This window comes from Brevibacillus sp. AG, from assembly GCF_028369215.1.
In the GTDB taxonomy this organism is placed as follows: Bacteria; Bacillota; Bacilli; order Brevibacillales; family Brevibacillaceae; genus Brevibacillus; species Brevibacillus porteri.
In genome coordinates, this window is sequence record NZ_JAQMYO010000010.1 from 121,813 (window position 1) to 147,552 (window position 25,740).

At 47.0% G+C, this 25,740-nt stretch carries 31 protein-coding genes; 15 read left to right on the top strand and 16 right to left on the bottom strand.

All coding sequences use genetic code 11. The features are described 5' to 3' along the window. Positions 1 to 82 precede the first annotated feature (82 nt). From POF51_RS24610 to POF51_RS24620, 3 genes are all read left to right on the top strand, one after another. Positions 83 to 544 (top strand): hypothetical protein, encoded by a 462-nt coding sequence (locus tag POF51_RS24610; RefSeq protein ID WP_244521837.1) that lies wholly within the window; start codon positions 83 to 85, stop codon positions 542 to 544. 527 nt (positions 545 to 1,071) lie between these two features. After that, positions 1,072 to 2,586: a histidine ammonia-lyase gene (hutH, locus tag POF51_RS24615; protein WP_271756268.1), complete on the top strand. Its 1,515-nt coding sequence runs from the start codon at positions 1,072 to 1,074 to the stop codon at positions 2,584 to 2,586. Between the two features lie 79 nt (positions 2,587 to 2,665). Next, a complete protein-coding gene (locus tag POF51_RS24620) occupies positions 2,666 to 3,106 on the top strand; it encodes a thiol-disulfide oxidoreductase DCC family protein (protein WP_069852362.1) in 441 nt (146 codons plus the stop codon). Between the two features lie 61 nt (positions 3,107 to 3,167). On the opposite strand, the gene POF51_RS24625 is transcribed toward POF51_RS24620, so the two are convergent. The 7 genes from POF51_RS24625 to POF51_RS24655 all read right to left on the bottom strand — a co-directional run bounded on the left by POF51_RS24625 (position 3,168) and on the right by POF51_RS24655 (position 7,333). Beyond that, complete coding sequence (locus tag POF51_RS24625; RefSeq protein WP_069852364.1) at positions 3,168 to 3,464, bottom strand: RNA polymerase alpha subunit C-terminal domain-containing protein; 297 nt, start codon at positions 3,462 to 3,464, stop codon at positions 3,168 to 3,170. A 14-nt stretch (positions 3,465 to 3,478) separates the two neighbouring features. After that, positions 3,479 to 4,399 carry an aldo/keto reductase gene (locus POF51_RS24630; protein WP_069852366.1) on the bottom strand — a complete coding sequence of 307 codons (921 nt, stop codon included), beginning with the start codon at positions 4,397 to 4,399 and terminating at the stop codon, positions 3,479 to 3,481. A 76-nt stretch (positions 4,400 to 4,475) separates the two neighbouring features. After that, a complete protein-coding gene (locus tag POF51_RS24635) occupies positions 4,476 to 4,985 on the bottom strand; it encodes an acyl-CoA thioesterase (protein WP_069852368.1) in 510 nt (169 codons plus the stop codon). Positions 4,986 to 5,041: 56 nt separating this feature from the next. Continuing rightward, positions 5,042 to 5,806, bottom strand: coding sequence for a DUF3109 family protein (locus tag POF51_RS24640; protein ID WP_069852371.1), 765 nt, complete (start codon positions 5,804 to 5,806; stop codon positions 5,042 to 5,044). Next, entirely contained in the window at positions 5,803 to 6,123 is a 321-nt protein-coding gene (locus POF51_RS24645) for a hypothetical protein (protein WP_069852374.1), read from the bottom strand. The genes POF51_RS24640 and POF51_RS24645 overlap by 4 nt, the downstream gene beginning before the upstream one ends. A 111-nt stretch (positions 6,124 to 6,234) precedes the next feature. Then, positions 6,235 to 6,519 carry a 4a-hydroxytetrahydrobiopterin dehydratase gene (locus POF51_RS24650; RefSeq protein ID WP_017247814.1) on the bottom strand — a complete coding sequence of 95 codons (285 nt, stop codon included), beginning with the start codon at positions 6,517 to 6,519 and terminating at the stop codon, positions 6,235 to 6,237. A 76-nt stretch (positions 6,520 to 6,595) separates the two neighbouring features. Then, on the bottom strand, positions 6,596 to 7,333 hold the full coding sequence (locus POF51_RS24655) for a class I SAM-dependent methyltransferase (protein ID WP_069852376.1): 738 nt from the start codon (positions 7,331 to 7,333) through the stop codon (positions 6,596 to 6,598). 176 nt (positions 7,334 to 7,509) lie between these two features. Here POF51_RS24655 and POF51_RS24660 point away from each other — a divergent pair, with 176 nt between their 5' ends. After that, entirely contained in the window at positions 7,510 to 7,935 is a 426-nt protein-coding gene (locus POF51_RS24660) for a VOC family protein (protein WP_271756269.1), read from the top strand. A 33-nt stretch (positions 7,936 to 7,968) separates the two neighbouring features. Next, on the top strand, positions 7,969 to 8,559 hold the full coding sequence (locus POF51_RS24665) for a TetR/AcrR family transcriptional regulator (RefSeq protein ID WP_271756270.1): 591 nt from the start codon (positions 7,969 to 7,971) through the stop codon (positions 8,557 to 8,559). 69 nt (positions 8,560 to 8,628) lie between these two features. Here the strand turns inward: POF51_RS24665 and POF51_RS24670 are convergent, their stop codons facing one another. The 4 genes from POF51_RS24670 to POF51_RS24685 all read right to left on the bottom strand — a co-directional run bounded on the left by POF51_RS24670 (position 8,629) and on the right by POF51_RS24685 (position 11,532). Beyond that, positions 8,629 to 9,321 (bottom strand): deoxynucleoside kinase, encoded by a 693-nt coding sequence (locus POF51_RS24670; RefSeq protein WP_069852382.1) that lies wholly within the window; start codon positions 9,319 to 9,321, stop codon positions 8,629 to 8,631. Between the two features lie 42 nt (positions 9,322 to 9,363). Continuing rightward, positions 9,364 to 10,005 (bottom strand): deoxynucleoside kinase, encoded by a 642-nt coding sequence (locus POF51_RS24675; protein ID WP_271756271.1) that lies wholly within the window; start codon positions 10,003 to 10,005, stop codon positions 9,364 to 9,366. 153 nt (positions 10,006 to 10,158) lie between these two features. Continuing rightward, the gene (gene splB, locus POF51_RS24680; RefSeq protein ID WP_069852384.1) at positions 10,159 to 11,232 is read right to left on the bottom strand and encodes a spore photoproduct lyase; all 1,074 of its coding nucleotides are present in this window, start codon (positions 11,230 to 11,232) and stop codon (positions 10,159 to 10,161) included. A 72-nt stretch (positions 11,233 to 11,304) separates the two neighbouring features. Beyond that, positions 11,305 to 11,532 (bottom strand): hypothetical protein, encoded by a 228-nt coding sequence (locus POF51_RS24685; RefSeq protein ID WP_069852386.1) that lies wholly within the window; start codon positions 11,530 to 11,532, stop codon positions 11,305 to 11,307. A 126-nt stretch (positions 11,533 to 11,658) separates the two neighbouring features. Here POF51_RS24685 and POF51_RS24690 point away from each other — a divergent pair, with 126 nt between their 5' ends. Together POF51_RS24690 and POF51_RS24695 are read left to right on the top strand one after the other, a co-directional pair. Beyond that, the gene (locus POF51_RS24690; RefSeq protein WP_069852388.1) at positions 11,659 to 12,183 is read left to right on the top strand and encodes a sigma-70 family RNA polymerase sigma factor; all 525 of its coding nucleotides are present in this window, start codon (positions 11,659 to 11,661) and stop codon (positions 12,181 to 12,183) included. 5 nt (positions 12,184 to 12,188) lie between these two features. Continuing rightward, positions 12,189 to 13,520, top strand: coding sequence for a DUF4179 domain-containing protein (locus tag POF51_RS24695; RefSeq protein WP_271756272.1), 1,332 nt, complete (start codon positions 12,189 to 12,191; stop codon positions 13,518 to 13,520). Positions 13,521 to 13,583: 63 nt separating this feature from the next. Here the strand turns inward: POF51_RS24695 and thiD are convergent, their stop codons facing one another. Beyond that, positions 13,584 to 14,378, bottom strand: coding sequence for a bifunctional hydroxymethylpyrimidine kinase/phosphomethylpyrimidine kinase (gene thiD, locus POF51_RS24700; RefSeq protein WP_069852390.1), 795 nt, complete (start codon positions 14,376 to 14,378; stop codon positions 13,584 to 13,586). 107 nt (positions 14,379 to 14,485) lie between these two features. Between thiD and POF51_RS24705 the strand changes: the two genes are divergently transcribed. The 3 genes from POF51_RS24705 to POF51_RS24715 all read left to right on the top strand — a co-directional run bounded on the left by POF51_RS24705 (position 14,486) and on the right by POF51_RS24715 (position 16,421). Next, positions 14,486 to 15,292, top strand: a complete 807-nt coding sequence (locus POF51_RS24705) for a sensor histidine kinase (protein WP_017247803.1) — start codon at positions 14,486 to 14,488, stop codon at positions 15,290 to 15,292. Then, a complete protein-coding gene (locus POF51_RS24710) occupies positions 15,289 to 15,936 on the top strand; it encodes a response regulator (RefSeq protein ID WP_007724217.1) in 648 nt (215 codons plus the stop codon). The genes POF51_RS24705 and POF51_RS24710 overlap by 4 nt, the downstream gene beginning before the upstream one ends. A gap of 80 nt (positions 15,937 to 16,016) precedes the next feature. Further along, positions 16,017 to 16,421 carry an SET domain-containing protein gene (locus POF51_RS24715; protein WP_017247802.1) on the top strand — a complete coding sequence of 135 codons (405 nt, stop codon included), beginning with the start codon at positions 16,017 to 16,019 and terminating at the stop codon, positions 16,419 to 16,421. Positions 16,422 to 16,538: 117 nt separating this feature from the next. Here POF51_RS24715 and POF51_RS24720 read toward each other — a convergent pair whose 3' ends face one another. The 3 genes from POF51_RS24720 to POF51_RS24730 are packed head-to-tail and all read right to left on the bottom strand — an operon-like array spanning position 16,539 to position 18,956. Beyond that, positions 16,539 to 16,991, bottom strand: coding sequence for a GNAT family N-acetyltransferase (locus tag POF51_RS24720; protein WP_069852393.1), 453 nt, complete (start codon positions 16,989 to 16,991; stop codon positions 16,539 to 16,541). 17 nt (positions 16,992 to 17,008) lie between these two features. Next, complete coding sequence (locus POF51_RS24725) at positions 17,009 to 18,019, bottom strand: TIGR03943 family putative permease subunit (RefSeq protein ID WP_271756273.1); 1,011 nt, start codon at positions 18,017 to 18,019, stop codon at positions 17,009 to 17,011. A 10-nt stretch (positions 18,020 to 18,029) separates the two neighbouring features. After that, a complete protein-coding gene (locus POF51_RS24730; RefSeq protein WP_442869615.1) occupies positions 18,030 to 18,956 on the bottom strand; it encodes a permease in 927 nt (308 codons plus the stop codon). Positions 18,957 to 19,210: 254 nt separating this feature from the next. Here POF51_RS24730 and POF51_RS24735 point away from each other — a divergent pair, with 254 nt between their 5' ends. From POF51_RS24735 to POF51_RS24745, 3 genes are all read left to right on the top strand, one after another. Then, positions 19,211 to 19,600 carry an ArsR/SmtB family transcription factor gene (locus POF51_RS24735; RefSeq protein WP_047069462.1) on the top strand — a complete coding sequence of 130 codons (390 nt, stop codon included), beginning with the start codon at positions 19,211 to 19,213 and terminating at the stop codon, positions 19,598 to 19,600. Positions 19,601 to 19,741: 141 nt separating this feature from the next. Next, on the top strand, positions 19,742 to 20,782 hold the full coding sequence (locus tag POF51_RS24740) for a flavin-containing monooxygenase (protein ID WP_069852399.1): 1,041 nt from the start codon (positions 19,742 to 19,744) through the stop codon (positions 20,780 to 20,782). Between the two features lie 29 nt (positions 20,783 to 20,811). After that, complete coding sequence (locus tag POF51_RS24745; protein WP_069852401.1) at positions 20,812 to 21,813, top strand: cation diffusion facilitator family transporter; 1,002 nt, start codon at positions 20,812 to 20,814, stop codon at positions 21,811 to 21,813. Between the two features lie 48 nt (positions 21,814 to 21,861). On the opposite strand, the gene acsA is transcribed toward POF51_RS24745, so the two are convergent. Next, on the bottom strand, positions 21,862 to 23,577 hold the full coding sequence (acsA, locus tag POF51_RS24750) for an acetate--CoA ligase (RefSeq protein WP_069852457.1): 1,716 nt from the start codon (positions 23,575 to 23,577) through the stop codon (positions 21,862 to 21,864). A 160-nt stretch (positions 23,578 to 23,737) separates the two neighbouring features. Between acsA and POF51_RS24755 the strand changes: the two genes are divergently transcribed. Together POF51_RS24755 and POF51_RS24760 are read left to right on the top strand one after the other, a co-directional pair. Further along, entirely contained in the window at positions 23,738 to 24,637 is a 900-nt protein-coding gene (locus tag POF51_RS24755) for a metallophosphoesterase (RefSeq protein ID WP_069852459.1), read from the top strand. Positions 24,638 to 24,679: 42 nt separating this feature from the next. After that, positions 24,680 to 25,693, top strand: coding sequence for a PucR family transcriptional regulator (locus POF51_RS24760; RefSeq protein WP_069852403.1), 1,014 nt, complete (start codon positions 24,680 to 24,682; stop codon positions 25,691 to 25,693). Positions 25,694 to 25,740 lie beyond the last annotated feature (47 nt).

Genomic DNA, 25,740 nt, shown 5'->3' on the forward strand with positions numbered 1-25,740 from the left:
ATTTGGTCTTAGATTTGGCATCATGTTTGGACTTTCATTCGGTCTAATATTTGGTCTGATATTCGGTCTTAGATTTGGCATCATGTTTGGACTTTCATTCGGCCGCACATTTGGTCTGACATTCGGCCTTACGTTCGGCCCGACATTTGGCCTCATGTTTGGACTTTCGTTTGGCCGGACATTCGGTCTGACATTCGGTCTCATGTTTGGACTCTCATTCGGTCGCACGTTTGGTCGCACGTTTGGTCTCACATTGGGTCTTACATTTGGCCTCATGTTTGGGCTCTCATTTGGCCTGACATTCGGTGAAGCGTTAGGCATAGGGTTTGCCGGCATCCGGTTCGGTGGCATTGGCATTGGATTCGACGGTTTGAGGTTTGGTGGCAGCAGATTTGGCGGCATTGGATTGGACGGCTTGAGATTTGGTGGCATTGGATTCGCTGGCATCCGATTTGGCGGTATTACGTTCGGCACGTTCGGGTTAGCCAGATTGGGAGCAGGCATGATCGGTTTTTGCGGCATTGGGCGCGCAGGAATAGAATGATTCGGATTGATTGGACTTTCCAACTTGGGCTTTTCAGGAGAAGGCTTCATAGGTGACGGCATCGATGGAGACGGCAATGGCATCGCTGAAGAAGGCGGTTTCGGCATTTCTTTAGGACGCCTTGGGAGTGCGGTAGGCATAGGCGGCATCTTACGTCGCTTTTCCACGGAATTCTACACGTCCTTTCGGATGAAATAACACAGTACATGGTATGACATTTATCCAACTCGAGAGACGACTCTCGCCCAGTTTGAAAAAAAGGACTAAGCCCGTTTTTTACACTCTAGGGAAGTCGCCGTGACAAGATCATCTTGACTGCACGCAGGCATTTGATACAATGATAGCAATAGCTAAAATAATCAGACAGTTGCACATGAACGAAAGTGAGGAAGAACGTATGCCGCCACGAATGCAGGCTTGCACGTTTTCATCCAATCACATACATGCTCTCGAGCGAGGGGTTAGGATATGATATCCTAACCCCTCGCTCTTTTCGTTCTCTGCTCTGCTAAAGGAGGAAATTACAGATGAATCAGCAAGCAAACGTTGTAAAAGTAGATGGGGATCAATTACGTATCGAAGATGTTGTTTCCATCGCAAGAAGCGCCACGCACATCCAATTGACCGAAGAAGCATTGAATCGTGTTCGTGACTCACGTGCCATGGTGGAGAGAATGGTATCGCAGCAGGAAGTCGTATACGGAATCACCACTGGCTTCGGAAAATTCTCCGATGTCATGATCCAAGATGAGGACGTAAGCAAGCTGCAAGAAAATTTGATTATGAGTCATGCTTGCGGGATGGGGGACCCTTATGCCGTTGAAGTTGTCCGTGCGATGATGGCTTTGCGCATCAATGCGTTAGCAAAGGGTTATTCGGGAATTCGGGAAGAGACATTGCTTCAGCTTGTAGAACTATGCAATCGAGGCGTTCATCCGATTATTCCTCAACAAGGTTCCCTTGGTGCAAGCGGCGACTTAGCCCCTCTCGCTCATATGGTATTGGTTATGCTCGGCAAAGGTGAAGCGCTCGTCAATGGCAAGCGACTATCCGGAAAAGAAGCACTGAGTGAAGTAGGTCTCTCCCCAATTCGACTGGAGGCAAAAGAAGGTCTGGCTCTGATTAACGGTACACAGGCAATGACTGCACAGCTTTGCCTCGCCTTGTATGATTCGCGAGTTCTGCTTGAAAGCGCTGAATTGATTGCGGCCATGACGATTGAAGCGCTGCGCGGAATTCCAAAAGCCTTTGATCCCCAGCTCCATCTCGTCCGCCCGCATCCAGGACAGCAGGAATCAGCAAAGCGCTTGCTCCAGCACTTATCCGGCAGCAAACGTACAACTGCGCAGGGTGAGCTACGTGTCCAAGATCCATATAGCCTTCGTTGCCTCCCGCAAGTACATGGTGCAACTCGTGATACGCTGGAGTATGCATGGACCACGGTTACACGCGAATGCAATAGCGTCACTGATAACCCTATCCTTTTTACAGAAACAGGCGACGTTATCTCCGGCGGAAATTTCCATGGTCAGCCAATGGCATTCGCAGCTGATTTTCTTGCCATTGCCATGGCTGAGCTTGCAAATATTTCCGAAAGACGCACAGAACGTCTCGTCAATCCACAGCTAAGTGGTCTTCCCGGATTCTTAACCGAAAATGGCGGACTCCATTCTGGATTTATGATTACACAATATGTAGCCGCTTCCATCGTTTCTGAAAACAAAGTGCTCTGCCATCCCGCATCAGTCGATTCGATTCCGTCATCTGCCAATCAGGAGGACCACGTCAGCATGGGAACGACTTCTGCTCGCAAGCTTCGTACAATCGTATCGAATGTCACCAAGGTGCTTGCCATTGAATATTTGGCAGCAGCTCAAGCTATCGATTTTGGCTCGGGAGATCTCGGCACAGGTACAGCGCGAGCCTATGAGCAGTTACGTCGGGTGATTCCCCGCCTGCATGAAGACCGAGAAATGCATCCTGATCTCGTAAAGGCAGAAGAGCTGATCCAACAAGGGACACTCGCATTTGTAACGGAATAATCGTTCGTGTATAGGAACCATTGTCTTTCTCTGCTAGAATGGAGCTAAGGATAAGCATGTAGATCAAACCACTAGAAGTATGGAGGGCTGTCTCATGAAAGCAGGCAGAGAACTGGACCATCCTGAGTACCTGTTACTGTTTGATGGGGTTTGTCATCTGTGCCACGGTGCTGTGCAGTTTATTTTAAAGCGTGATCCGCATGGATACATTCACTTTGCTTCCTTGCAATCACAGAGAGCGCAGGAAATTTTGTCTCATTACAACTATCAGGAAAAAGATATGTCATCCGTGGTCTTTATCGCCAACGGACAGCTATATACAAAATCAGATGCGATCTTGCATGTTGGCCGCAAGCTTCAAGGTGGATGGCCTCTGCTGTCAAACGTAGCTCGGCTCATCCCGAGACCTGTCCGCAATCCGATTTATGATTGGGTCGCGAGAAATCGCTATCGGTGGATGGGCAAAGCAGAACAATGCATGCTTCCTACCCCACAGATCAGATCCCGCTTTTTAGATTAAAAGGAAAAGGAGAAGACGCTGTCCTACCGCGGCTCCTCCTTTTTTTATTCGCTGTGCCCAATCATTCGTTCTTGAATGACAATCCCTTTTCGTTCATTGCTGTCCGAAGTTTCGGCATAGATGCTGGCCCCATCCCATGAAATTTCAGGATCTCTTTTTCGCTGTAACTAGCAAGCTGTCCCAGCGTAGTGATTCCATTGTGTTCCAGTGCCCTTCTAGCTGGTGCCGAGAGCAGAGAAAGAAATCCTGTGTCCGGTTTGCGTTCTTGCTCACAGATTGGACAAGTCGGACAATCACTGCTTTTCATGTATGAATGACCATTCGCGCAAGTTCTTACCGTTTTTTTGGAAGTTGTCATGGCACATATCCTTTTTATTTCGACGTCGCTAGTGGATGCTCATCGCTCACATAGTCAGCCGCTTTGGCATTTGCCTCTACCTGCGATGGACTCTTGCTGCCTGGGATCACAGTAGTGACTGCCGGATGCTTGAGGCACCACGCCAATGCCCATTGCGCCATATCCATTCCTTCTGGAACTTCATTTTTCTTGATTTCTTCTACTTGGAGCAACAGCTTGTTGACATGCTCCTGATCGTGTCGATGTCGCACATCGTTTCCACCGAATACAGAACCCGGCTTATACTTTCCGCTCAAATAACCACTCGCCAACGGAACGCGCGCCAACACACCCAGGTCTTGCTGCTGGCAAGAAGCAAAAACACCTTCTTCCGGCTTTTGATCCAAACGATTGTACACCACTTGGATTGCTTTTGCATTCACCGAAGTAGCGGCAGTTGTTTGATGCATGTTGTCGTTTTTCGCAATCGAGAGGCCGAGATGACGGATCGTTCCTGCCTGCACCTGTTTGTCGAGGTAAGTCCACAAGCCATCATTATCAAATGCCTCATCAGGTCCCGAGTGGAATTGGTACAAGTCAATATAGTCGGTCTGCAAGGCTTGCAGCGATTTTTCCAATTGCTGCTGAACTTCACTTGCTCCGTAATGATTGGTTCGAGAAAATTTGTCATGAAAATGATGCCCGAATTTCGTCGCCACAATCCAGTCTTCCCGGCGGCTTTTTTTCAAATATCCTCCGATAAGCTGTTCGGACAGATGATCTCCGTAGCATTCCGCTGTATCAATCAAGTTGATGCCGAGATCTTTTGCTTTGTCGAGAATCTGGTCAACAGCTTCTTGCGAGAAATCCATTCCCCACTCCCCGCCAAATTGCCACGTACCTACACCAATTACGGATACGTTCAGATCGGTTTTTCCTAATCTGCGGTACTTCATTGCCCGATTCCTCCTCATTATGGATAAACAAGAATCCCCTGAACGAATGTTCGTTCAGGGTGAAGACTAAAAAAAATTATATGATTTTCTCGATGTTCAATTGACTCACAAAATCTTGCAGATTCCCTTTTCGTTCTTTGCGCATTTTCTTGCGCTCATCCGCAGTTGCCATCAATCTCTCTTCTTCCTCTGTTTCAGGGGCAATGGCTGGCACATCAGTCGGATTCCCTTCCTCATCTAGGGCAACAAAGGTGAGAAAAGATGTCGCGGTCAAAATGCGCTTGCCGGTCTGGAGATTTTCCGAGATGACTTTTACGAAAATCTCCATAGACGTTTTACCTGTTGACGAAACAAACGCTTCCAGGCAGATAGAATGCCCCATTTTGACGGGAGCAAGAAAGTCAATTGAGTCAATTGATGCTGTCACAACAGGGCGACGCGAATGTCGCATCGCAGCGATTGCAGCTACCTCATCTATATAAGCCATCATCGTACCACCAAAAATAGTCCCATGGTAATTCGTATCAGATGGCTGAACCAGTGATGCCTGAATTGTACGAGATTCTTGAGTTGTCTTGACGTTCATCGCTGTTGCTCCTTTATCAATCTACTTGATGCATACATCATCATATCACAAGGCATTCAACGTTCCAATTGATAGCTGCTCGCAAGCATGCCTTCTATTCTTTCTGCATCTTCTTGCAAAATGTAACGTAACAAAGGGAGATTCCACTCATAGGCTGGGCGATAGCCGTCTAATGCAAACAGCTTGTCATCTATGTGCGTGGCAAGCTTTCGGCGGGCCGGACTCGCACAGTAAAACTGCTCCAAATAATCCGTACCCCATCTGGAAAAGGAGGACGTTTCGTTGGTAACCGCCGTTAGCAGGATCCCTTCCCCTGTATCAATCAAATCGATTGGATACAGTTGACAGCTAAATGGCTTGAGGGGCTCAACTTCACGACCAGCCTGCTCGGCATAAGCATGAATCGCACAGCCGTAGCGCCCATTGTTTTCTTGATAAAACAAACAATTGCCATGTCGCATGCGAATAGTTCCTGGCGGCTCATTACGATCCCAAACCCCATGAAGAAGCCAATGATTGCGTTCAGACTCATCTTGGAGTCCAGCAGAGATAGAGGGGATTTCCCCCTCCATGATTGGAATCTGCCACTCTTCTACGGCGTAAGGCTGTCCACCCTCACAGCAGGTCTCGCGATGAACCGTCCTGCAATTCCAACAGTCCAAGTGAAACAAGGCCTGGAGGGCTGTTACATCAACCAAATATTGTCCCGCTCTCACCAAGGAATGCTTGTTTTTCTTTATATATTTTTCGCAGTGGTACGCCTCTTTATCAGACATGGGATCGGGCGTACCTACATAACGAAAAGCTCGCTTCGTTTTCATTTTTGCAATACAATCTCCGATTCTGTTCCAAAAATACGCAAATGGCCTTCCTCATAGCTAGCCAAATCCACTTCATCACCTGGAATTTCCATCAGGATTTCCATTTCTTCTCCCTCTGCTGTCGTAAACACGAGCAGGAGATCTTTTTCCTCAAATTCGTTGTCAGTCAGCTTGATTTCGAGGAGCTCGGCTTGGAATTGTATTACCTCTTCCTCTTCTTCACTATCGGTATCCCATTGGGTAAAAGCTACGGAAGCCTTTTGATTTTTATACTCCGCCAACAGTTGAATCAATTGCTCGTGTTGCTGAATGTCCATCTTGTAATCCCTCCGAAATGGTTCATACTGCCCATCATAACAAAGTAGCTCTTAAAAAGCCAAAAAGAAATACCGCTTCGCTGTGGGAAGCGGCTATTTCTCTTCTGCCTGTTAGCTTACTTTGCTAATGGTCTGGGCTAACGCAAAATCTTTACCGGTTAAACCTTTTGCCTCGCGGGTGGCTAACATAAACGTGACCGTTCCACCTGCCAAATGAATTTCCACGTGCTGATTGTCATGCTCAAGCATCTCTGCCACACGGTTGACGAAACTGATCGCAGTGGAAAAGTCACGACAGTGGTATGTGCGTGATAGTGCCATTCGGTCTTCTACCAGCTTCCAGCCAGGTACTTTGCTCAGATACAATTTGACCTGTTCTAAAGACAGCTTGCTCATTTTAGCAATGCCCCCTTTTACCCGATGAATGGTTGTTACACCATCATATTCACGAGACGTACAGGTTATCCGCACCCTATTGCTTTACGGCATAAAAAATCATACGAGGTGATTCATTCGCCACATATTCTTCAAATTGATAATTTCCAAATACTTGAATTTTTTCGAATCCAGCCTCTGTCAGCATCGCAATCATTTGCTGGGCAGAAAACAAGCGAACCTGCTCCATATACTCACGCGGTTCATTCGACGACTCGTCGGAAATCAGTATCCGCTTTTTCACAAACCCATCCTGGATCCAGCGTTCTTCTTTAATTAACATCCCACTGACTTCCTTCGTAGAGTGCGGCACGAGATTATCGATGACGTACGCTGCATTTAAGAAATCGATGACCACTTCACCTTTTGTTTTGAGTGCTTGTGCCATGTTACGAATAACGTTAGCATTTTCTTCATCTGTGGAGAAATAACCAAAGCTGGTAAACAAATTCACCACGATATCAAATTCTTCGCGAAACGGAATGTCGCGCATGTCACAGCGGGCAAAACTTAGCTGTGGATAGGTGTTTTGTTCCTCGGCCAACTGTAAAAGAACAGGCGACAAATCCACACCAACTACTTCATACCCCCGGCGAGCCAGCGCACGCGAATGACGCCCGCTCCCGCAGCAAAGATCAAGTACGCGTCCTGTGTCCTTTACCGGCAATCTTTCCAACAGATTAGCGATCTCTCCATCTGCTGCCGAATCGTCCCTATGACGATACACAAGCACATAATCTTCGCGAAAGCTGCGTTCAAACCATTCTTCTGCCATGTCTGAGCCCCTTTAATTCCAAGATGTTCTTATTATACCACAGCGGGGTTTATCCGTAGCCGATTTGCGTGTGGCAAAGTGTACGACAGCTTTGTTGAAAAATATAGAAATCACTTTACATACATACTGTATGTATGTTAAATTGACGTCATCCAATTGTGAGGGAGAGATTCATAATGAAAGTGAACAGCTTTTATCCTGTCATTTTGACAGAACAAGTTGCGGCTAGCTCGAAGTTTTATCGCGAACACTTTGGATTTGAAATGGTTTTCGAAGCAGACTGGTATGTGAGCTTGCAAAATCAGAGCAGCACTCCGGCATTTGAGCTAGCCATCTTAGATCCTTCACACAACACGATTCCACAGGATTTCCGAAAGCCAGTAGAAGGTGGTCTTATCCTTAATTTCGAAGTCGATGATGTTGATGCTGAATACGAAAGACTTATAGTGAAAGCAGGTCTTCCTCTCCATCTCGACATGAAAGACGAGGAGTTCGGTCAGAGGCATTTTATTACATCCGATCCGAACGGCATTTTACTTGATATCATAAAAGTAATCCCGCCTTCTGAAGCATTTGCTGAAAGTTATGTTGACCTTGTATAATCTGGCATGAAATAAGTAAGGAGATCGCCTAGCATGAAGATGTCCAAAGCAGAGCAAAAACAGCAGACGATGCAAAAACTGATCGAAGTGGCAAGAGAGATGTTCTCCAGGCAAGGCTACGCGGATGCCGCCATGGAAGACATCGTGAAACAAGCCGGGGTGACCCGTGGCGCACTGTACCATAACTTTGGGAGCAAAGAAGGATTATTTGAGGCAGTATTGGCTTCTGTCCAACAAGAAATCGGAGAGCGCGTAGAAGCTGAAGCTGCGAAAAGTGAGGATCTTTGGCAACAATTGATCTTGGGTTGCCTGGCCTTTGTCTCCTCGGCCGTCGAACATCGCAACAAGCGGATTTTACTTATCGATGGTCCTTCTGTCATCGGGTGGGAAACGTGGCGCCGAATGGACGAGGAAAACTCCATGCGGCATCTCAGGGAGCAGCTTCAAACGATGCAGGAGCAAGGATACCTACGTCCCGTTTCTATCGATGCTCTGACGCATTTGCTGTCTGGTGCGATGAACGAAGCGGTGCTCTGGATTTCGGAGACGCCTGATCACGAAAAGTCCCTTGAGGAAATTTCAGCAGCGATGACCCTACTCTTGGAAGGATATCGCACCAAATAAAAACAAAGCACCCCTGCTTCCGCCTCTTACCGGCAAAATGCAGGGGTGCTCTGTTATTGTAAAGGGTTTTTATGATGAAAAGCGGGTAGCTCGTCCAATTCGAATTTTTTCAGCAGCCCGAGCAATAATGCTTTCTACCGAAGATGGGTCATCCACAACATCGTATTCGTTGATATTGACCCGCAAAATCGGACAGGAAGTAAAGGAGGCAATCCAGCTATCATATCGACCAAACAAATCCTGCCAGTAATCTACTGGCGTTTGTTGCTCCATCGGACGCCCGCGCTCTTTTACGCGGCCAATAATATCATCGAAGCTTCCCTCTAAATAGATCAAAATATCCGGATGCGGGAAGTAAGGCGTCATGACCATCGCTTCAAAAAGTTCTGTATAAGTGCGGTAATCTTCTTCTGTCATGTTGCCTTGCTCGTACAGCATACGGGCAAAAATCCCGGTATCCTCATAAATGGAGCGATCTTGGACAAAGCCGCCGCCATAATCAAACATCCGTTTTTGTTCCTTAAAGCGTTCTGCCAAAAAGAAAATTTGCAAATGGAAACCCCAACGCGATAAATCGTTATAGTAACGGCCCAAATACGGGTTATTGTCAACCTTTTCTACGGACACACGAAATCCGAGCTGATCTGCCAAGGCATGCGTAAAGGTGGATTTTCCTACCCCTACTGTCCCCCCGATCGTAATCACTGCGTTGCTCGGTATCCCGTATTTTTCACGAAGCGTGCTGTTTTGAAACCTCGACATGTACGCAACTCCTTATCCCCATGCTTACTTTTCCTTTGTTCCCTATCCTACTGATCCCATCAACTCTTGAATCCGTGGTGCAATTCGATCCAGTACAATCTTCAAATCTTCTGGTCTATGTACGAAATCCAAATCGTCACAATCGAATTTGATGACAGGCGTATCTGGATGATGCTTTTCAAACGCTTCCATAAACTCGTTGTAATCAGCAATCAGATTCTCCATATAGGTGACATCCATGCTGCGCTCCATTTCGCGATCGCGCATCGCAATCCGCTTCATCACGGTCTCAATCGAAGCTGTCATGTAGATCACCAAATGGGCCTGAGGCAAATCCTCTGTTAGGATATCATAAATTTTGAGGTACTTTGGCAGGTTATCTTCTTGTAACGTTCGTTTGGCAAAAATCGTATTTTTGAAAATATTGTAATCAGAAACAACGGAAATACCTTGATTCAGGAACTGTGAATGAATATCCTGCAACTGCTTGTAACGATTGCAGAGGAAAAACATCTCGAGTTGAAAGCTCCATTCGGCAATATTTTCATAAAATTTACCTAGAAACGGGTTTTCGTAGACGATTTCTTCCAGTAGCTGCAAGTTGCATGCACGGCTTAGTTCCCGCGATAAAGAGGTTTTCCCAATACCAATAGGTCCCTCAACGGTAATCAATATGGACTTCATGTATGCTTCGATTCCTTTCAAGAAAATGAGAGCACTCCGTATTGTAGCATGTATGTAAGCGTTTGTCGAAAACATTCGCACCGTGTCGTTTGGTATCATTTGGTACCTTTTTTCTAAAAGAAAAACTGCTCTTCATCAAGAGCAGTCTGGTTTTTACGTAAAATATTCAATGCGTGCCTGAGGAAACAGTCGGGCAATTTCACTTTCCAAATGGGCCTGCAACGCCTTTGCTTGAATGTCAGGATAGACATACTTCCCTTTCCCATATTTCCCCCATTTGTACTTGCGCTCTTCTTCCTTCATTTCCAACTTCGTTTTCGGATAGCGCTGGAGGATCAAGCTTTTAGCGATCTTGGTAAAACGGTGCTGGATTAGCTCGAACGTCAAATCCTCCATCGCTTCGGGAACCAACTGCGAACGCAGTCTTTCCAGCAAATCGGTATACCCCGCTTCCCATCCGTCAAACCAATACAAAGGCGCTAAAATAAAGCCGAGTGGATAACCGGCCTTGGCTACCTTCCCTGCTGCCTCCAGTCGCTGATCAAAGCTGGAGGTGCCTGGCTCGAAATTTTTGATGACATAGTCAGCATTCATGCTGAAGCGAAATCGGGTATGCTTGTTGTGCTTGGCATCCAGCAAGGAATCCACGTGATGAAACTTGGTCACGAAGCGCAGCCGCCCAAACTCCTGCTGGCCCATAAACTCAATCGCTCGTTTCAGATTGCCCGTAAGATGCTCAATACTAACCGGATCGGATGTACAGGCTGCCTCAAAACGAGTGATTTCACCCGGGCGTTCTTGGATGTACTTCTCGGCCTTCTCTAGAATCTCATCTGTATTGACGTACACCCGAACATAAGGCTTTGTCCCGATATTTGTGTTCAAATAGCAATAGTGACAGTGGGCAGCACATCCCGTAGCCAGTGGAATGGCATATTCTGCGGAAGGCTTGGAGGTCTCAAACTTCAATGTTTTGCGTACCCCAATGACCAAGGTCCGCTTCGCATTCCGATATTTCTCTACTTCTGTATCCCCAGGGATGCCACGGACCTGATTATGGCTGGTCGTCATCTGCATCGGAATTCCTTCCTTTTGAAAACGGCGATACAGCTCTTGACCAAGAGGATAGTTCAGTGCATTTGGCTCGACGAAAATATAATCCGGAACAAACAGCTTGCTGCCTTTCTGCTCCGTCTTTTCAGGTCTTTCCAAAAGGGTCGTACCCATAGCTATCATCCCCCTTCATCTAGTATGCCCGTGCCATTCGACTGGACGTAAGGGGAAGTATGGCTGTGCCCGTTATTTTAGGGTGTTCTTAAAATCGCGTAGCAGCGCCTTTGCTTGCTCCTGTTGAGCTAGCGGTACTTGCAGTGTATAGACATGTCCTGCTTTTTTGGTCTGTCTGAACAAAAGCCTGACTCGAATTCCTTTCATTTCTAAATAACGCCGACATTCCTGAGCAATCCGCGGGAGGCCATACGATTCATGAATCGTAACCCATTTGATCCACATGCACCTGCACCCCATCCTTACACACTTCTTTCTTTTACAGTAAGCAGTGGACAGGCGATTGGTTCAAAAAAACAGCTTGGCTGGCAATTAATGAAAACCGTTTTGGTACCTGCGCCGTCTAATGCTAGAGGAGGGGAAAAAGTGAATCTGGAACAGCTCGTTTCGTGCGCAAAAGATGGGGATGATGATGCCTTTTTTCAACTCGTCAGCCTTCATAAAGAACAACTGTATAAAATCGCCTACGCCTTTCTTCGTAACGAGACAGATGCATTAGAGGCCATTCAGGAAGCGACGTGCCGTTCCTATCTCAAGCTGGCACGATTGAAACAGCCTGCGTATTTTCGTACATGGCTGACTCGCATCCTTATTCATATTTGTCTGGATGAGCAAAAGCGCCGAAAACGGATCATCTTGGATCCCATGGAAGAGGACGTCGAAAGTCGTGCAAGTATTCCTATGGATGATCAAAATGTCGAGCGTATTCAAATCGAAGAGGCTCTCGCTCGTCTCAATCCAAATTATCGTCACATCATTATTTTGAAATATTTTGAAGATCGGACGATACGCGATATTGCAGAGGTACTCGGTCATCCGGAAGGCACGATCAAAACATGGCTACACAAAGCTTTGGGGGCACTCCGCAAAGATCTCGGGAAAGGCTGGTGAGCTTTATGCTTGAGAATGAAAAAAAGAATGCGGGTCCATTCATGATTCCCGCTGAGATTGATCAATACATTCGGAATGGGATGGAACAGGCAAAAGAGCTGCGTCAAAATCGGAGCCGCAATCGGTGGATTCGCATTGGTTCCAGTCTGGTTGCTTGTCTGTTCATTTTCGTGTTTATTTTTTCCGTTCGCCTTTCACCTGCTGTTGCCGCTTATGTCAGCTCGATTCCGGGGATGGAGAAGATCGTTGAGTTTCTTCGGGATGATAAAGGCTTGCAAAAGGCAGCAGAACACAATCTTGTCCAAAATATTGGCGCCAGCGGTTCACTTGAGGGTGTCACTTTTACGATTGATCAGGTATTAGCAGATGAAAAACGGATGCTCCTCTTCTATACACTGAAGAATGATCTCCCCGATAAAGAAGTAGCACTTCACAAAATCGAGTTGTTCGATCAATCTGGAAAGGAGTGGGAGCACGGTGTTTCCTGGTCCGGCATGGGCAGCGAAGACCCTGTGATCCGAAACCGTATTGATATTGTCATCAACGAAGCTACCGAAATACCTCATGTAATGACAGCAAAGGTTACGCTGGAAATCGATCATATCAAACAAGATACTCCCCTATCGATTGACTTTGTGGTCGACAAAAGCAAGTACAAGACTTTTGAGAAAAAAGTGTATCCGGTGATGAAGGAAGTCACGGTTGACGGACAGCGGTTTACGATTGAACAAATTGCAGTCTTTCCTACACAAACAGAAGTGAGTATCCGATTTGACCCGGCCAATAAAAAGCATGTCTTTGATTTTGATAAATTAAGACTTGAGGATGAAAAAGGGCAGACGTTTGCTTTTTGGGGGAATGGCGTTCCTGTTCGTGATAACGGAGAAAACGGAAGGATATACCATCTAGAGAGCATTTATTTTGTGGAACCAGAAAAGCTCTACCTGAAAACAGATGGCATTCGAGCTTTGGACAAAGATCAATTACAAATCGTGATTGATGCGAAGACAGGTACACTCACAGAAGTACCGGATGATCGCCTAAAACTAACGGCGCTGCGTCAAGTCGATGATGTGGTGGGCATGGACTTCTCTTTAAAGGTGCCGCCCCAAGATAATCACTCTCATATCTCTCTTGGGTATAACATGACGGACAACCGCGGAAATGAATATGATTATGTGCAAGGAAGCTCCTATTCCACAGAGGATGCATCCATCCAAAACTATTCCGTGCTATTCAAACGAAAAACAAACAAAGGCACGCCTACTCACTATTCTTTTCCTTTGTCCAGCTATCCTGTACGACTTCAAGGTACATTCTCTGTAGAAATCAAATAAAAAATGCCCCATCAGTGATCCGCTTGTATGGCATCGCTGTGGGGCATTCTTTATTTGATAAACTTAATCTACAACCGCCCAGTGATTGGTCGGCCCATGCCCGCCACCTATTTGCGGAGCTGTCTTAATTGCTTCGAAAATAAAGCGATTTGCTTTTTCAACCGCAGTGATGAGCGGTGTATTTTTTGCTAACTCTGCTGTAAGGGCCGCTGAGAATGTACAACCTGTTCCGTGCGTATGACGTGTATGGATGCGCTCATGGGACAGTTCATGGAATGCTGTACCGTCAAACAAAATGTCCACGACTACGTCCCCTTGCATATGTCCACCCTTCATTAGGACATTGCGGGCGCCTAACGCATGTATCGCTTTCGCCCCTTCGCGCATCTCTTCCGTCGTCTCAATTCTCATGCCAGTCAAGCATTCTGCTTCCGGCAAGTTAGGTGTGACGACTTCCGCGAGAGGCAACAATTCTTTTTTCAATGCAACGATTGCCTCATCCAGCAGTAGCTTTGACCCTCCCTTGGCAATCATTACAGGGTCTACCACCAGCTTTTTCAGTCCAAATGCTTTGACCTCTTCCGCAACAGCACGAATAATATCAGCGTTAAACAGCATGCCCGTTTTCGCCGCGTCAGCGCCTAGATCACGCAGCACCTCATGCATTTGCTGTGCAACCGCCTCTGTCGGCAACGGATAAACACCTGCTACACCCAATGTATTTTGTGCGGTGATTGCTGTGATCGCACTCATTCCGTACACACCGAGTTGATGGAAGGTTTTCAGGTCTGCCTGAATCCCAGCTCCCCCACCGCTATCTGAACCCGCTATGGTCAATGCTTTCGCAATCGTGCTCATGATATTCCCTCCTGCTTTCCACCTTTTCTCACCTGAGTATACCATCCGCTCGTCCCATTCGGTATACTAAAGGAATGTTTGCCAACTGTATGAAAAGGGGACCTTCCATGTCATATCGTATCTTTTATTGGTTAACCTTTCTCATTCCAACCATTATCATCGGGGGCTTCGAGTTCATCCGTCATGACTTTTTACTCCCCTACATGTCTATGGAAGCGGGAAATGTATACATTACCCTCTTGACGCTCTTTCTCTCTTTTTTATTCGCCACTTGGATGTTTCACACCCTCAAACAAATGAATGCACGAATTGTCGAGGAACAAGCTCGTCGCGCTGTTTATGAAGAAAGAGAACGCCTTGCCCGCGAATTGCACGACGGGATTGCGCAGTCTCTGTTCTTCCTCAACGTAAAGCTCAAGCAGGGACAATTGGACGATGCCCGGGTCGCTGTTTCTGCCATCGACAATCATGTACGCCAAGCTATTTTTAACTTGCGCTCATTGCCAGAAGAAGGCAGTCTGGATCAACGCCTTGAGAAATGGCTGGCGCAATGGAGCGCTTTATCTGGAATCGACGTTGTCAGCGAATTGCATGTCAACGACGGATTTTTTACTCCCGCCGCAGAAGTACAACTGTTCGGGATCATTCAGGAAGCTTTTGCCAATATTCGCAAGCACTCTCAGGCCAAGCATTCGTGGATTCACCTCACGACGAATGAAACAACTGGCTGGGTTCTCGCCGTTGAGGACGATGGCATTGGGATCTCCAACCCTTCTCCCGATACGAAAAAATACGGGTTGTCCATGATGCGCGAGCGAGCGCGCCAGTTGAACGCATCCATCGACATTCAGTTACGACCGGCAGGCGGTACAATCATCCGCTTATCTTCTCATTCAGGAGGAAAAATACAATGAACGCATACCGTGTATTGATCGCCGACGACCACCCGATGGCTCGTATGGCCATTCGCAGCCTGCTTGATCCCGATCCCTCTTTTGAAGTCATCGGAGAAGCGCAAAATGGCGAGGAAGCTTTTCTCCTATGCGGACAAATACAACCTGACCTTGTGCTCATGGACATCAACATGCCGAAATGGAGCGGACTCGAAGCGACCCGCGAGGTCAAGAAAGCATACCCGCACATCAAAGTTGTCATTCTCAGCGTCTCCGATGACGTTGCTGACCTGATCACGGCCATTCAGTTCGGCGCCCAAGGTTACTTGCTGAAAAATTTAGAGCCTGACGACTGGATTAACTACTTGCATGCCTTGCTCGGCGAGGACAGTGAATTGACTCGCGAAATGGCAACCCGGCTCATGTACCGCTTCCGTCAAGAAGAGGCGACGGATGAAATGGTACCAGATGTTCTGACCCCGCGAGAGCGAGAGATTGTCATGTATGTGGGAGCAGGAAAAACGAATCGGGAAATAAGCGAGGCGCTGATCATCGCAGAAAACACGGTGAAAAACCACCTAAAAAACATTCTCGAGAAGCTGCAATTGGCTAATCGCGTCCAGCTCGCTGCTTATGCGGTTCGCCATCATTTGGTCATCAAATAAAAACATTGCTTTCTGCTCGATCAACTGTCATCCTTAGAAAGATACGTTTTCCACAGACCTAAGAAATGCAGGTGATCCGCATGATCGAAATCAAGACCTCCAAACTAAGCAATGGAGAATTAAATAGAGGTGTATTTGCAACGCAAGATATCCGAAAAGGCGACCTGATTCATGAAGCGCCCGTGCTGCCCTATTTGAACGAAGAGCATGAGCATATCGAGAAAACCTTGCTCGCGGATTATGCATTTGAGTACGGTGCCAATCATACAGCTTTCTTGTTAGGCTATGGCATGCTATTTAACCACTCCTACACGCCAAATGCCACGTATGAGATTAACTTCGATAACCACACGTTTGATTTTTATGCGTATACAGACATTCAAGCGGGTGAAGAAATCTTAATCAACTACAATGGTGATGAGGATTGCGATGATCCTCTCTGGTTTTATGAAGACCAACAGAAAGAAACAGATGAAACCAAATAAGCGTATGCTTTAAAAAGAATGAAAACCCGGAAACAGACACTTGAAAAAGTGACCGTTCTCCGGGTTGTTTTGTGTAACTCTATCTCTCCCATATTATCGGGGCGGGCTTTCGCCTTTTCATGGACGAAGTGTCTTCTCGAAAAAAGACAGCCGCAGACCGGGCTTCACTTCTTTTTGAACGGTCAAGGTAAATCCATGTCTTTCATACAACCGAACGGCCGGTTCATTCAAGGAACCAGTCGCGACGACTAGCTTGCTGCAACCATGCTCGTGGACAGAGGCAAGCAATTGACTCGCGATTCCCTTGCGAAAATGAACAGGATCTACAATCATTCGATGAATATCCAACGTTTCTCCCTCGATCAAAAAAGAAACTGCCCCTGCCATCTCGCCTTCCTCTATGTAGCCATAAAACGTTTCTCCACATATCCTCAGTTGTTCTACCGATTCTTTCAGGGGTGGAATATCTTCCGTACCAATTAGCTCTGCCTCTATACGATAGGCACTTTGCTGCATGTTCCAAAGTTTTTGTACCGTTTGTTCATCCTGTAAATCTAGTCGCACGATCATTTCGGTTTCCCCCACTTTTAACTGCCTGGTACTGATTCAAAGCTATAATACACATAAGGATCTTTCGGTGCAGAGACGGCTTCAACCTGAGAGGCTTTGAGAACGAGCATGTCGTATCCGTCTACTTGACGCAGCTCGAGCTTGCCGCGAACTTTTACCCAGCTGTCCTTTGCCCATTTGTTCGCGTCCTCCTTTTCCACCAAAACACCATAAACACTGGAATCTGCTGTACAGCAGGTGACGGAAAAACGCGCCACGACAAACTGTTGCTTCGTAAAATCAGGCTGCCGATATACAAAGCCCATCGTCTCAAGCTCTTTTCCAGCAAATTCTTTTGCATACAGCTCCATCGTGGTGAGTCCATCCAGGAACACTTTGTCATTCAGTTCAATCACTGGCTGTTTATGTAAAAAGACGGCGATATCCGCGTAAAAGTCACCAAATCCCCCGTTTGAGAATCGCTGCCGCAATTGTTCGTCGTTTGTCGCTTTCACTGGGGGCGTTGCTCCTTGATTGGTATCCTCTGGCTGTGGTTCTACGATTGGCTCGGCATCCTCCTTTACCTCTGCTGACTGCTCCACATTCTCTGTCGCATTCGCATTCGCATTCGCATTCGCATTCGCGTTTGCCGTAACATCCGCCAGCTTTCGTACATCGTTGCTGAGAAGTGTGATTCCCCGCTTCTCCGCTACATCACTGCCAAGAATTTTATCCGGCATGACAAATCCCATCACGATTGGGAGTACAAACAAGCCGTAAACCAAAAGGGAGCCCATGGATGTACGCGGAACTTTATGCTGCTCCTCACAATTGCAATCGTAAACACTACTGCCTACAAAAATTTGCCGAATGCTGACAATTGTCAAAAGGCCCATGATGACGAGCGTGACATAGCTAAACATGTGTAATCGCGGTGCGAGATAGTGACTGAGCGTTTCCGACAGGATCAAATAGGCCAACAACGCTGTAATGCCCGCTAATATCAGACTACGCATGATATGATGACGCTTCAATTTGTTCTGATCCATATTTTCCTCCTTACATCGGCATGAGCATGGTGACGCAAATGACTAAAAGCGTAATAGCCACGACCAGCTTGACAACAAAACCAAATCGAAACGTTCCAAATAGCATCAACGTCGTTTTTAAATCGAGCATGGGCCCGAAAACCAGAAATGCAAGCAACGAGCTGCTTGAAAACGTATTGGCAAAGGAAGCAGCAATAAACGCATCTGCCTCTGAACAAAGCGAAAACAAATACGCCATCCCCATCATGACCAAATTGGAGGTGAGCGGCGTTTGACCGATGTCCATGAGTGTATCTCGGCTGATATACACCTGTAAAAGCGCACTGATAAACGCACCAAACAACAAATATTTTCCCATGTCAAAAAATTCGTCTACCGCGTGGGCAAATGTCGAGGACAGCTTGCCACCCGTCGTTTTTACATGGTCGGCTTCATGATTGATTTGCGATTCCATGCCGAGCCGTATCGGATTTTTTTTAACAAACAGGAAGACAAGCGTGCCCACAATAAGCGCAACAACGAATCCCGCAATGCCCCGGTAGAAAGCCATTTCCGGCTGACGGGCGAAAGCGACATAGGTCGATGACAAAACTACGGGATTCACAATCGGTCCCGCCAATAAGAAAACAATCCCGACTGACAGCGGCATCCCTTTTTGGATCAAGCGCCGAACCACAGGAATAATGGCACATTCACATACGGGGAATAAAAACCCGAGTAACCCGGCAAACGGCAGGGCCACGAGCGGATGCTTCGGTGTCCAGCGCCTCACCTGCTCTTCCGTTACAAACGTCTGGATAAAGGCAGAAAAGAATACACCCAAGAGGACAAACGGGATTGCTTCCAGCCAAATACTAAGGAAAAAGGTTTTCACATCAAGCCACAATGGGGACCACTCTATGCTCCAACCGGAAAACAAGCTGCTGTCTCTGCCCATTGTTAACCAAACGACACTTAGTCCAAGCAAGAGCGCCCCGATTATTTCAACGAGGAACTGGCGAATCTTCAGAATCAAGTGGGAGTTCTCTCCTCTCTATTTGCAAATAGGTATCATTCCTATTTATATATAGGCATCTATATTTCCTTCTTGTCTTTTACTTTTTTTTGCAAGATGAACAGGTTGTACAGCCTTCCCTTCCCTCTGTATCCGTCTTATAATGGTGAAAAATGGAACGGGTCGGGGTGAATGAAATGAGCGAAGACATTCAACGCATTCCCACTGATTTAGAGGTTTGTGAAGTACAGACGATCGATGAAGAAAAAGTAAACAGGCTTCGCCCCAGAATGATGGAAACGGAAGGTGTCGCCCCTCTCTTTAAGGCTCTCGCAGACGATACGCGAGCAAAAATCATTTACGCGCTGGCTCTAGAAGGAGAGCTATGCGTTTGTGATGTCGCAGCAACCATCAATAGTTCGATCCCTAATACGTCTCACCATCTGCGCTTGTTAAAAAATATGGGTCTGGCCCGGTACCGCAAAAACGGCAAGCTCGTCTATTACTCGCTCGATGATGATCATGTCCGTCATTTAATCATGTGTGGAATTGAGCATGCTGCCGAATTGAAACAGTCAAAACCGTAAATTCACTGGCTACACGCAGGTCCGTCACTATGAGTGACGGTTTTTTTTGCTGATGTTCAAAATAACATTCAAATAATTACTTGAATATAATAATGACTATGGTATGATTTAGTTAATCCTTACCGAAAGAAGGCCCAAATCATGAACGACTATGACGTCATCGTAATTGGAGGGGGGCAGGCAGGACTTGCTCTCGGATATGCACTCAAGCGTAAAAATCGCCGTTTTGTCATCTTGGAGCAACATACACGGATTGGTGATAGTTGGCGACAGCGCTACGATTCACTGGTGCTTTTTACACCACGTAAACATAATCAACTCCCTGGTCTTGCGTTTCCGGGGGAGCCGAATACACTCCCGAACAAGGATGAAGCGGCGGAATACTTGGAATTGTACGCCAAACATTTCGAATTGCCTGTCATGCTGGGTACAACTGTTATGGAGCTCAGCAAGGTTGATTTCAGCTTTCAGATACGGACACAAGACAGTTTGCTCTACGCTAAACAAGTCGTTATCGCGACTGGACCATTTCATACTCCGTTTATCCCAGCTATTGCGAACAACTTGAACCACACCGTTAATCAACTGCACACTTCGCAGTACAAGAATGAGAGCCAGCTCATCGACGGCACGGTCCTCGTCGTTGGCAGCGGCAACTCAGGAGCACAGATTGCGGTAGAGCTCGCCGCCCATCGACCCGTTATTTTTTCACAGGGAGAATCACGCTCTTACTTGCCAATCTTCATTTTTGGAAAACCTATATTTGATTACATGAAGATACTGGGGTTACTCGATGCTCACCACTCCACCTGGCTCGGCAAGAAAATGCGTAGCTCACCCGATCCGATATTCGGTTACAAAAAGCAAGTCCGCGAATTGTCCAGAACCGGAGCATTGCGATTGGTTCCCCGAGCCGTACAGATGAACGGAAATACCGCTACTTTTGCAGATGGAACACAAGCAACGTTCAACAACATTTTGTGGGCTACCGGTTTTCGACCGAACTACGATTGGCTAAACGTTCCAAACGTGCTCGATTCCCATGGCCGACCAATTCATCAACGAGGGATAACAAAGGTTCCTGGTCTATCGTTTCTCGGGCTACCTTGGCAGCATACAAGAGGATCAGCGCTTATGGGCGGTGTCGGGAATGACGCGCTTTATTTAGCAGAGCATCTATAAATCATTCGTTTGATAAGGAGGACACAATCATGGGCTTTCATCATCACGATCATGGAGATGGTCACGATCACCATCACCACGGAAAAGGAGCCAGTAAACGAGCTCTTCTCATTTCTTTCCTCATCATTGCTGTATTTTTAGTTGTAGAAACCATCGGGGGCTTCCTCACCAATAGTTTGGCGTTGCTCTCTGATGCTGGGCATATGTTAAGCGATGCATTAGCGCTTCTGTTGAGCTTGATCGCGGTTCATTTCGCTGCACGACCACCTTCTGCCAAGAGAACCTTCGGGATGAAACGCTTTGAAATCTTGGCAGCACTGACCAATGGTGTGACACTTGTACTGATTTCCTTGTTCATTTTCTGGGAAGGGTTCCAACGCCTGTGGAATCCACCTGAGGTTGCCAGCGGCTCCATGATCATCATCGCCAGCGTAGGTCTTTTGGCAAATATTGCGGCCGCCATTGTACTCATGCGTGGCGATACCAAGAACAACGTCAATGTCCGCAGTGCCTATCTCCATGTTCTCGGCGATCTTCTCGGTTCTGTCGGTGCAATCGTTGGTGGTATCCTGATGTGGGCTTTTGACTGGTACATTGCCGACCCGATCATCAGTATCGTCGTGGCTGTCCTGATCATGCTGAGTGCATGGCGCGTAACGAAAGAATCCGTCAATATTTTGCTGGAAGGCGCTCCTTCACGGCTGGATACGACAAAAGTAGAAGAGCGACTCAGTCAGCTGCCTGGAGTTATCAAAGTGCATGACCTCCATATTTGGACGGTTACTTCCGGATTTGATTCCCTGACATGCCATCTGGTTGTCGAGGACGATTTGCCTAGCTACCCTGTGTTAAATGACGCGCTTGCCCTTATGGAAAAAGAATTCGGCATTACACACGCGACAATTCAGATTGAGAACTCGTCTACTACACACGGTGACTTACATTGCCAGGCAACAGCCGATTTCCACGATCATAACCATGACCATGATCACGACCATGCGCATGATCATAAACAACATAGCCATTCCTAACAAAAAACCCATCTCCCGACATTTTCGAGAGATGGGTTTTTCTTGTGATTAATCTTCCATGGTAGACAGGTCACCAGTTGGTAGACCTAATTCCCACGCTTTCAAGACGCGGCGCATGATTTTTCCGGAACGCGTTTTTGGCAACTTGTCACGGAATTCAATTTCACGAGGAGCAGCATGTGCAGCCAGTCCTTCTTTCACAAACTTGCGAATTTCATCCATCAACGCTTCACTTGGCTCATAGCCAGCTCGCAGCGAGATGAATGCTTTGATAATTTCACCACGTACCGGATCTGGTTTGCCAATGACGCCCGCTTCCGCTACTGCTGGATGCTCCACGAGCTTGCTCTCTACTTCAAACGGACCGACTCGCTCACCGGAAGTATTGATCACATCATCAATACGGCCTTGGAACCAGAAGTAACCTTCTTCATCCTTGTATGCAGAATCCCCGGACACGTACCAGCCTGGGATGCTGAAGTATTCTTCGTACTTCGCTGGGTTGTTCCAGATTTGTCTCATCATGGATGGCCAACCTGTACGGATAGCCAGATTCCCCATTCGATTCGGTGGCAGCTCATTTCCACGGTCGTCAATAATCGCTGCATAAATACCTGGAAACGGCTTACCCATCGATCCCGGCTTGATCGCCATACAGCGATAGTTAGAAATCAGCTGAGCACCCGTTTCCGTCATCCACCAGTTGTCGTGAATGCGTTGATTGAACACGCGCATACCCCAGTGAACGACTTCAGGATTGAGTGGTTCGCCAACGCTCAGGACGTGACGCAGACTGGATAAGTCAAATTGCTTGACGAGTTCATCCCCTGCCCCCATGAACATGCGGAACGTAGTCGGAGCACTGAACCAAATGGATACTTTGTTTTTCTCAATGACTTTATACCAGTCTTCGGGAGTAAAACGTCCGCCACGTACGACAATCGTTGCTCCATTCAACCAAGGTGAAAAAATGCCGTAAGAAGTACCCGTTACCCAGCCTGGGTCTGCTGTGCACCAATAAATATCATCCTCTTGCAAGTCGAGAATCCATTTCCCAGTTTGGTAGTGCTGGATCATGGCATTGTGAACATGCAGAACACCCTTTGGCTTGCCCGTTGAGCCTGAGGTGTAATGTAGGATCATTCCATCCTCACGATCAACCCATTCGATTTCCAGCTCGGTGGAGGCTTCTTCCATTGCTTTTTCAAAGCTGATGTGACCTTCTTTTAGCTCCTCTTCTGCCCCTACAACAATCACATGTTTTAATGCAGGCAGGTCGCTTACTGGAATGCGTGGCAAGAGTGCAGGTGTCGTAACAATCGCAACTGCTTCGCTATTTTCCAAACGATCACGCACAGCCGCTTCCATGAACGCTTCGAACAGCGGCCCTACGATTGCGCCAACCTTAATCGTGCCTAAAACGCTTACATAAAGCTCGGGCGAACGCGGCATAAAGACGAATACGCGGTCCCCTTTCACAATGCCCAGATTCCGCAAAACATTTCCGAATTTATTGGATAACTCGCTTAATTGCGCGAAAGTATAAGTCTCGTCTCTCGTCGCATTGCTGTACATCAAAGCGATTTTGTCTTTCCGATCAGTAGCGAGATGTCGATCAATGGCTTCGTACACCATGTTCACTTTCCCAGTCTCATACCAAGAGAATTGCTTCTCCACATCTGACCAATCAAAACTCGCATATGTTTCGTCATAATTTTCCAGATTAAAAGGGCCTTCCGTTGCTGGAATTTTCTCCACGTTCATGTCTTCACTCTCCCACTCAACATCGTTTTTCTCACTACACAACATTCATAATATTTCTACACTTTTCGAGTAATTCCTCCTGCCAGAACCTACTTATTCGATTGCGAACATTTTCTTGTATAATGACGGTACTCTACTGCAAAGGAGATGGCTGTCCATGATGTTCTGGCTTATGTTACTTGGGGCTATCGCCTTGTTGCTTTTTCGAGCCTATCGCAATACATTTGATGTTCAAATAAAAGAAGTAGCGATACCCTTACAAAAATCCCGGCACCTTCAACAACCGCATGAGTTTGAGCCGATTTCCATCTTACATTTGTCTGATTTGCACATGGAAAACTTATCTGTACTGCCCCAGCGCATTGTCGCTGACTTTTCGCAGCGACAGGTAGACCTGATTGCCATTACTGGTGACTTGCTCGACCGTGAAATAAACATTCCGAAGGCAGTTGCTTTTGTACAATGCCTCCAGCAATTACAGCCAGCACTCGGAATTTATGTAGTTTTTGGGAATCACGACTACGTTCTTACCCCTTTCAAGCTCGCACAGTTGAAATCGGAGTTAGAACGTATTGGCTGTCGTGTTCTTATTAACGAAAATGAAACTGTCTATCACAAGGGGCAGCCCCTGCACATTATAGGTGTGGATGATTTCAGCACGCGCCATAGCAACCTGGCCAAGTCTTTCTTCGGTGTACCCGAGACAGGAGCAAGGCTCGTCTTAACACATGATCCTAATATCGTTTTGCACATGAAAGAGTATGCTTACGATTATTTGTTGTCAGGGCATTTTCACGGAGGACAGATCCATTGGCCTCGCCCCTTTCATCTCGCAACGATGGGGAAACTGCCTAAGCTGAATATCGTGAAAGGTCTTCACGAGATGGATGGTCGACCCTTTTACATCAGTGAGGGCCTGGGGCAAACAGGGGCAAACATCCGTCTGCGTTCCCGTCCCGAGATTACGTTGCATGTATTGGGCAGTGATGCTCCATTTAACGAGATGGCCGCTCCAGCTGTTGCTCTACAAGAAACAGCTGCCACGCTCGCCCTCGACTAAGGTATAATAGCCTTACTTTCGTGTCGAGATGGGGGTCACCTTGTGGAAAAATGGAAGAGAGATGTCGAGCACATCCGACAAGCGACAAATTTACCTATCGAATATGTACAAGTCTCACAAACAGAAACAGCACAAGCCCAGCAGGATTGGCTAAAAAATGGCTGGGAGCAAGTAGCCCTCCATTCGAGTAACGATGTGATGACATTCATCCTTATCGAAACGGCATCATGGCATACTTCAGCCCGAGCGTTGTTGGATCTGATTTTTCCTCATGTGGATGATCCAGCAACGCTTCCCCTCCCAAAACAGATATCCAATTGGCTCTTGAGCATTGTCTCTGGCTCCCCTGTTGCAATCCCTGCTCAACTGGAAGCAAAATGGCCGTGGAAAGAAGCGCGCGTCTCCTTTTTATTAGAGCGATGCAGACCGGATCGCAAGGGCAAGGGAGAATGGGATTCCTTGCAGCCCTTGTTGCATGATTTTTTTGAAGGAGTACCCGATTTCATTCCGTTGACGCAAACACATGCCCTTCTCATCGTCCCTGTCTCCATGCTCGATCATCAAAAAACGGCTTCAGAGCTTTTAGAGTGGGCATCAGGCCTGCATGATCTCATTTCGATGGAATGGATGGAGTCCGTTCGCCTTGTTGTCGGATCGCCACTCACGAGTCCACTTGCATTGGGCGACACTCTTTTGCGGCAATTATCACTCGCCCGTGCCCTTCAATCCTATCGACCACAAATGATGGTCGCTGGGGACTGGTCTTATCCGTTAGAACGATGGGCAGCTTCTCTCCCAAAAGAAATAGCAGCCGCTATCGCCAACGAGCTGGCCGCTGCCATAACCATTCCGCACATGACAGATGAACAATTGGAAACATTAGATACGTTGTTCGCCAGACAATTGAATGTAAGCGATACAGCACGGCAGCTTTTCCTTCACCGGAATACACTGTTGTATCGATTGGACAAGCTGACGGAACAAACCGGATTAGACCCGCGATTGTTTCCTGATGCCGTCATGCTTCAGCTCTACCTTCTCTTTCGTCAAAATTAACAAAACATTTTGTATATACTGTCCATATCCAGCTTGCAAGTGAATTG

What these genes read in the sequence shown, in the direction of transcription:
- POF51_RS24610 (WP_244521837.1), top strand. Translation starts at nt 83, where the DNA reads ATGTTTGGACTTTCATTCGGCCGCACATTTGGTCTGACATTCGGCCTT.
- hutH (WP_271756268.1), top strand. Translation starts at nt 1,072, where the DNA reads ATGAATCAGCAAGCAAACGTTGTAAAAGTAGATGGGGATCAATTACGT.
- POF51_RS24620 (WP_069852362.1), top strand. Translation starts at nt 2,666, where the DNA reads ATGGAGGGCTGTCTCATGAAAGCAGGCAGAGAACTGGACCATCCTGAG.
- POF51_RS24625 (WP_069852364.1), bottom strand. Translation starts at nt 3,464, where the DNA reads ATGACAACTTCCAAAAAAACGGTAAGAACTTGCGCGAATGGTCATTCA.
- POF51_RS24630 (WP_069852366.1), bottom strand. Translation starts at nt 4,399, where the DNA reads ATGAAGTACCGCAGATTAGGAAAAACCGATCTGAACGTATCCGTAATT.
- POF51_RS24635 (WP_069852368.1), bottom strand. Translation starts at nt 4,985, where the DNA reads ATGAACGTCAAGACAACTCAAGAATCTCGTACAATTCAGGCATCACTG.
- POF51_RS24640 (WP_069852371.1), bottom strand. Translation starts at nt 5,806, where the DNA reads ATGAAAACGAAGCGAGCTTTTCGTTATGTAGGTACGCCCGATCCCATG.
- POF51_RS24645 (WP_069852374.1), bottom strand. Translation starts at nt 6,123, where the DNA reads ATGGACATTCAGCAACACGAGCAATTGATTCAACTGTTGGCGGAGTAT.
- POF51_RS24650 (WP_017247814.1), bottom strand. Translation starts at nt 6,519, where the DNA reads ATGAGCAAGCTGTCTTTAGAACAGGTCAAATTGTATCTGAGCAAAGTA.
- POF51_RS24655 (WP_069852376.1), bottom strand. Translation starts at nt 7,333, where the DNA reads ATGGCAGAAGAATGGTTTGAACGCAGCTTTCGCGAAGATTATGTGCTT.
- POF51_RS24660 (WP_271756269.1), top strand. Translation starts at nt 7,510, where the DNA reads ATGAAAGTGAACAGCTTTTATCCTGTCATTTTGACAGAACAAGTTGCG.
- POF51_RS24665 (WP_271756270.1), top strand. Translation starts at nt 7,969, where the DNA reads ATGAAGATGTCCAAAGCAGAGCAAAAACAGCAGACGATGCAAAAACTG.
- POF51_RS24670 (WP_069852382.1), bottom strand. Translation starts at nt 9,321, where the DNA reads ATGTCGAGGTTTCAAAACAGCACGCTTCGTGAAAAATACGGGATACCG.
- POF51_RS24675 (WP_271756271.1), bottom strand. Translation starts at nt 10,005, where the DNA reads ATGAAGTCCATATTGATTACCGTTGAGGGACCTATTGGTATTGGGAAA.
- splB (WP_069852384.1), bottom strand. Translation starts at nt 11,232, where the DNA reads ATGGGTACGACCCTTTTGGAAAGACCTGAAAAGACGGAGCAGAAAGGC.
- POF51_RS24685 (WP_069852386.1), bottom strand. Translation starts at nt 11,532, where the DNA reads ATGGGGTGCAGGTGCATGTGGATCAAATGGGTTACGATTCATGAATCG.
- POF51_RS24695 (WP_271756272.1), top strand. Translation starts at nt 12,189, where the DNA reads ATGCTTGAGAATGAAAAAAAGAATGCGGGTCCATTCATGATTCCCGCT.
- thiD (WP_069852390.1), bottom strand. Translation starts at nt 14,378, where the DNA reads ATGAGCACGATTGCGAAAGCATTGACCATAGCGGGTTCAGATAGCGGT.
- POF51_RS24705 (WP_017247803.1), top strand. Translation starts at nt 14,486, where the DNA reads ATGTCATATCGTATCTTTTATTGGTTAACCTTTCTCATTCCAACCATT.
- POF51_RS24710 (WP_007724217.1), top strand. Translation starts at nt 15,289, where the DNA reads ATGAACGCATACCGTGTATTGATCGCCGACGACCACCCGATGGCTCGT.
- POF51_RS24715 (WP_017247802.1), top strand. Translation starts at nt 16,017, where the DNA reads ATGATCGAAATCAAGACCTCCAAACTAAGCAATGGAGAATTAAATAGA.
- POF51_RS24720 (WP_069852393.1), bottom strand. Translation starts at nt 16,991, where the DNA reads ATGATCGTGCGACTAGATTTACAGGATGAACAAACGGTACAAAAACTT.
- POF51_RS24725 (WP_271756273.1), bottom strand. Translation starts at nt 18,019, where the DNA reads ATGGATCAGAACAAATTGAAGCGTCATCATATCATGCGTAGTCTGATA.
- POF51_RS24730 (WP_442869615.1), bottom strand. Translation starts at nt 18,956, where the DNA reads ATGGGCAGAGACAGCAGCTTGTTTTCCGGTTGGAGCATAGAGTGGTCC.
- POF51_RS24735 (WP_047069462.1), top strand. Translation starts at nt 19,211, where the DNA reads ATGAGCGAAGACATTCAACGCATTCCCACTGATTTAGAGGTTTGTGAA.
- POF51_RS24740 (WP_069852399.1), top strand. Translation starts at nt 19,742, where the DNA reads ATGAACGACTATGACGTCATCGTAATTGGAGGGGGGCAGGCAGGACTT.
- POF51_RS24745 (WP_069852401.1), top strand. Translation starts at nt 20,812, where the DNA reads ATGGGCTTTCATCATCACGATCATGGAGATGGTCACGATCACCATCAC.
- acsA (WP_069852457.1), bottom strand. Translation starts at nt 23,577, where the DNA reads ATGAACGTGGAGAAAATTCCAGCAACGGAAGGCCCTTTTAATCTGGAA.
- POF51_RS24755 (WP_069852459.1), top strand. Translation starts at nt 23,738, where the DNA reads ATGTTCTGGCTTATGTTACTTGGGGCTATCGCCTTGTTGCTTTTTCGA.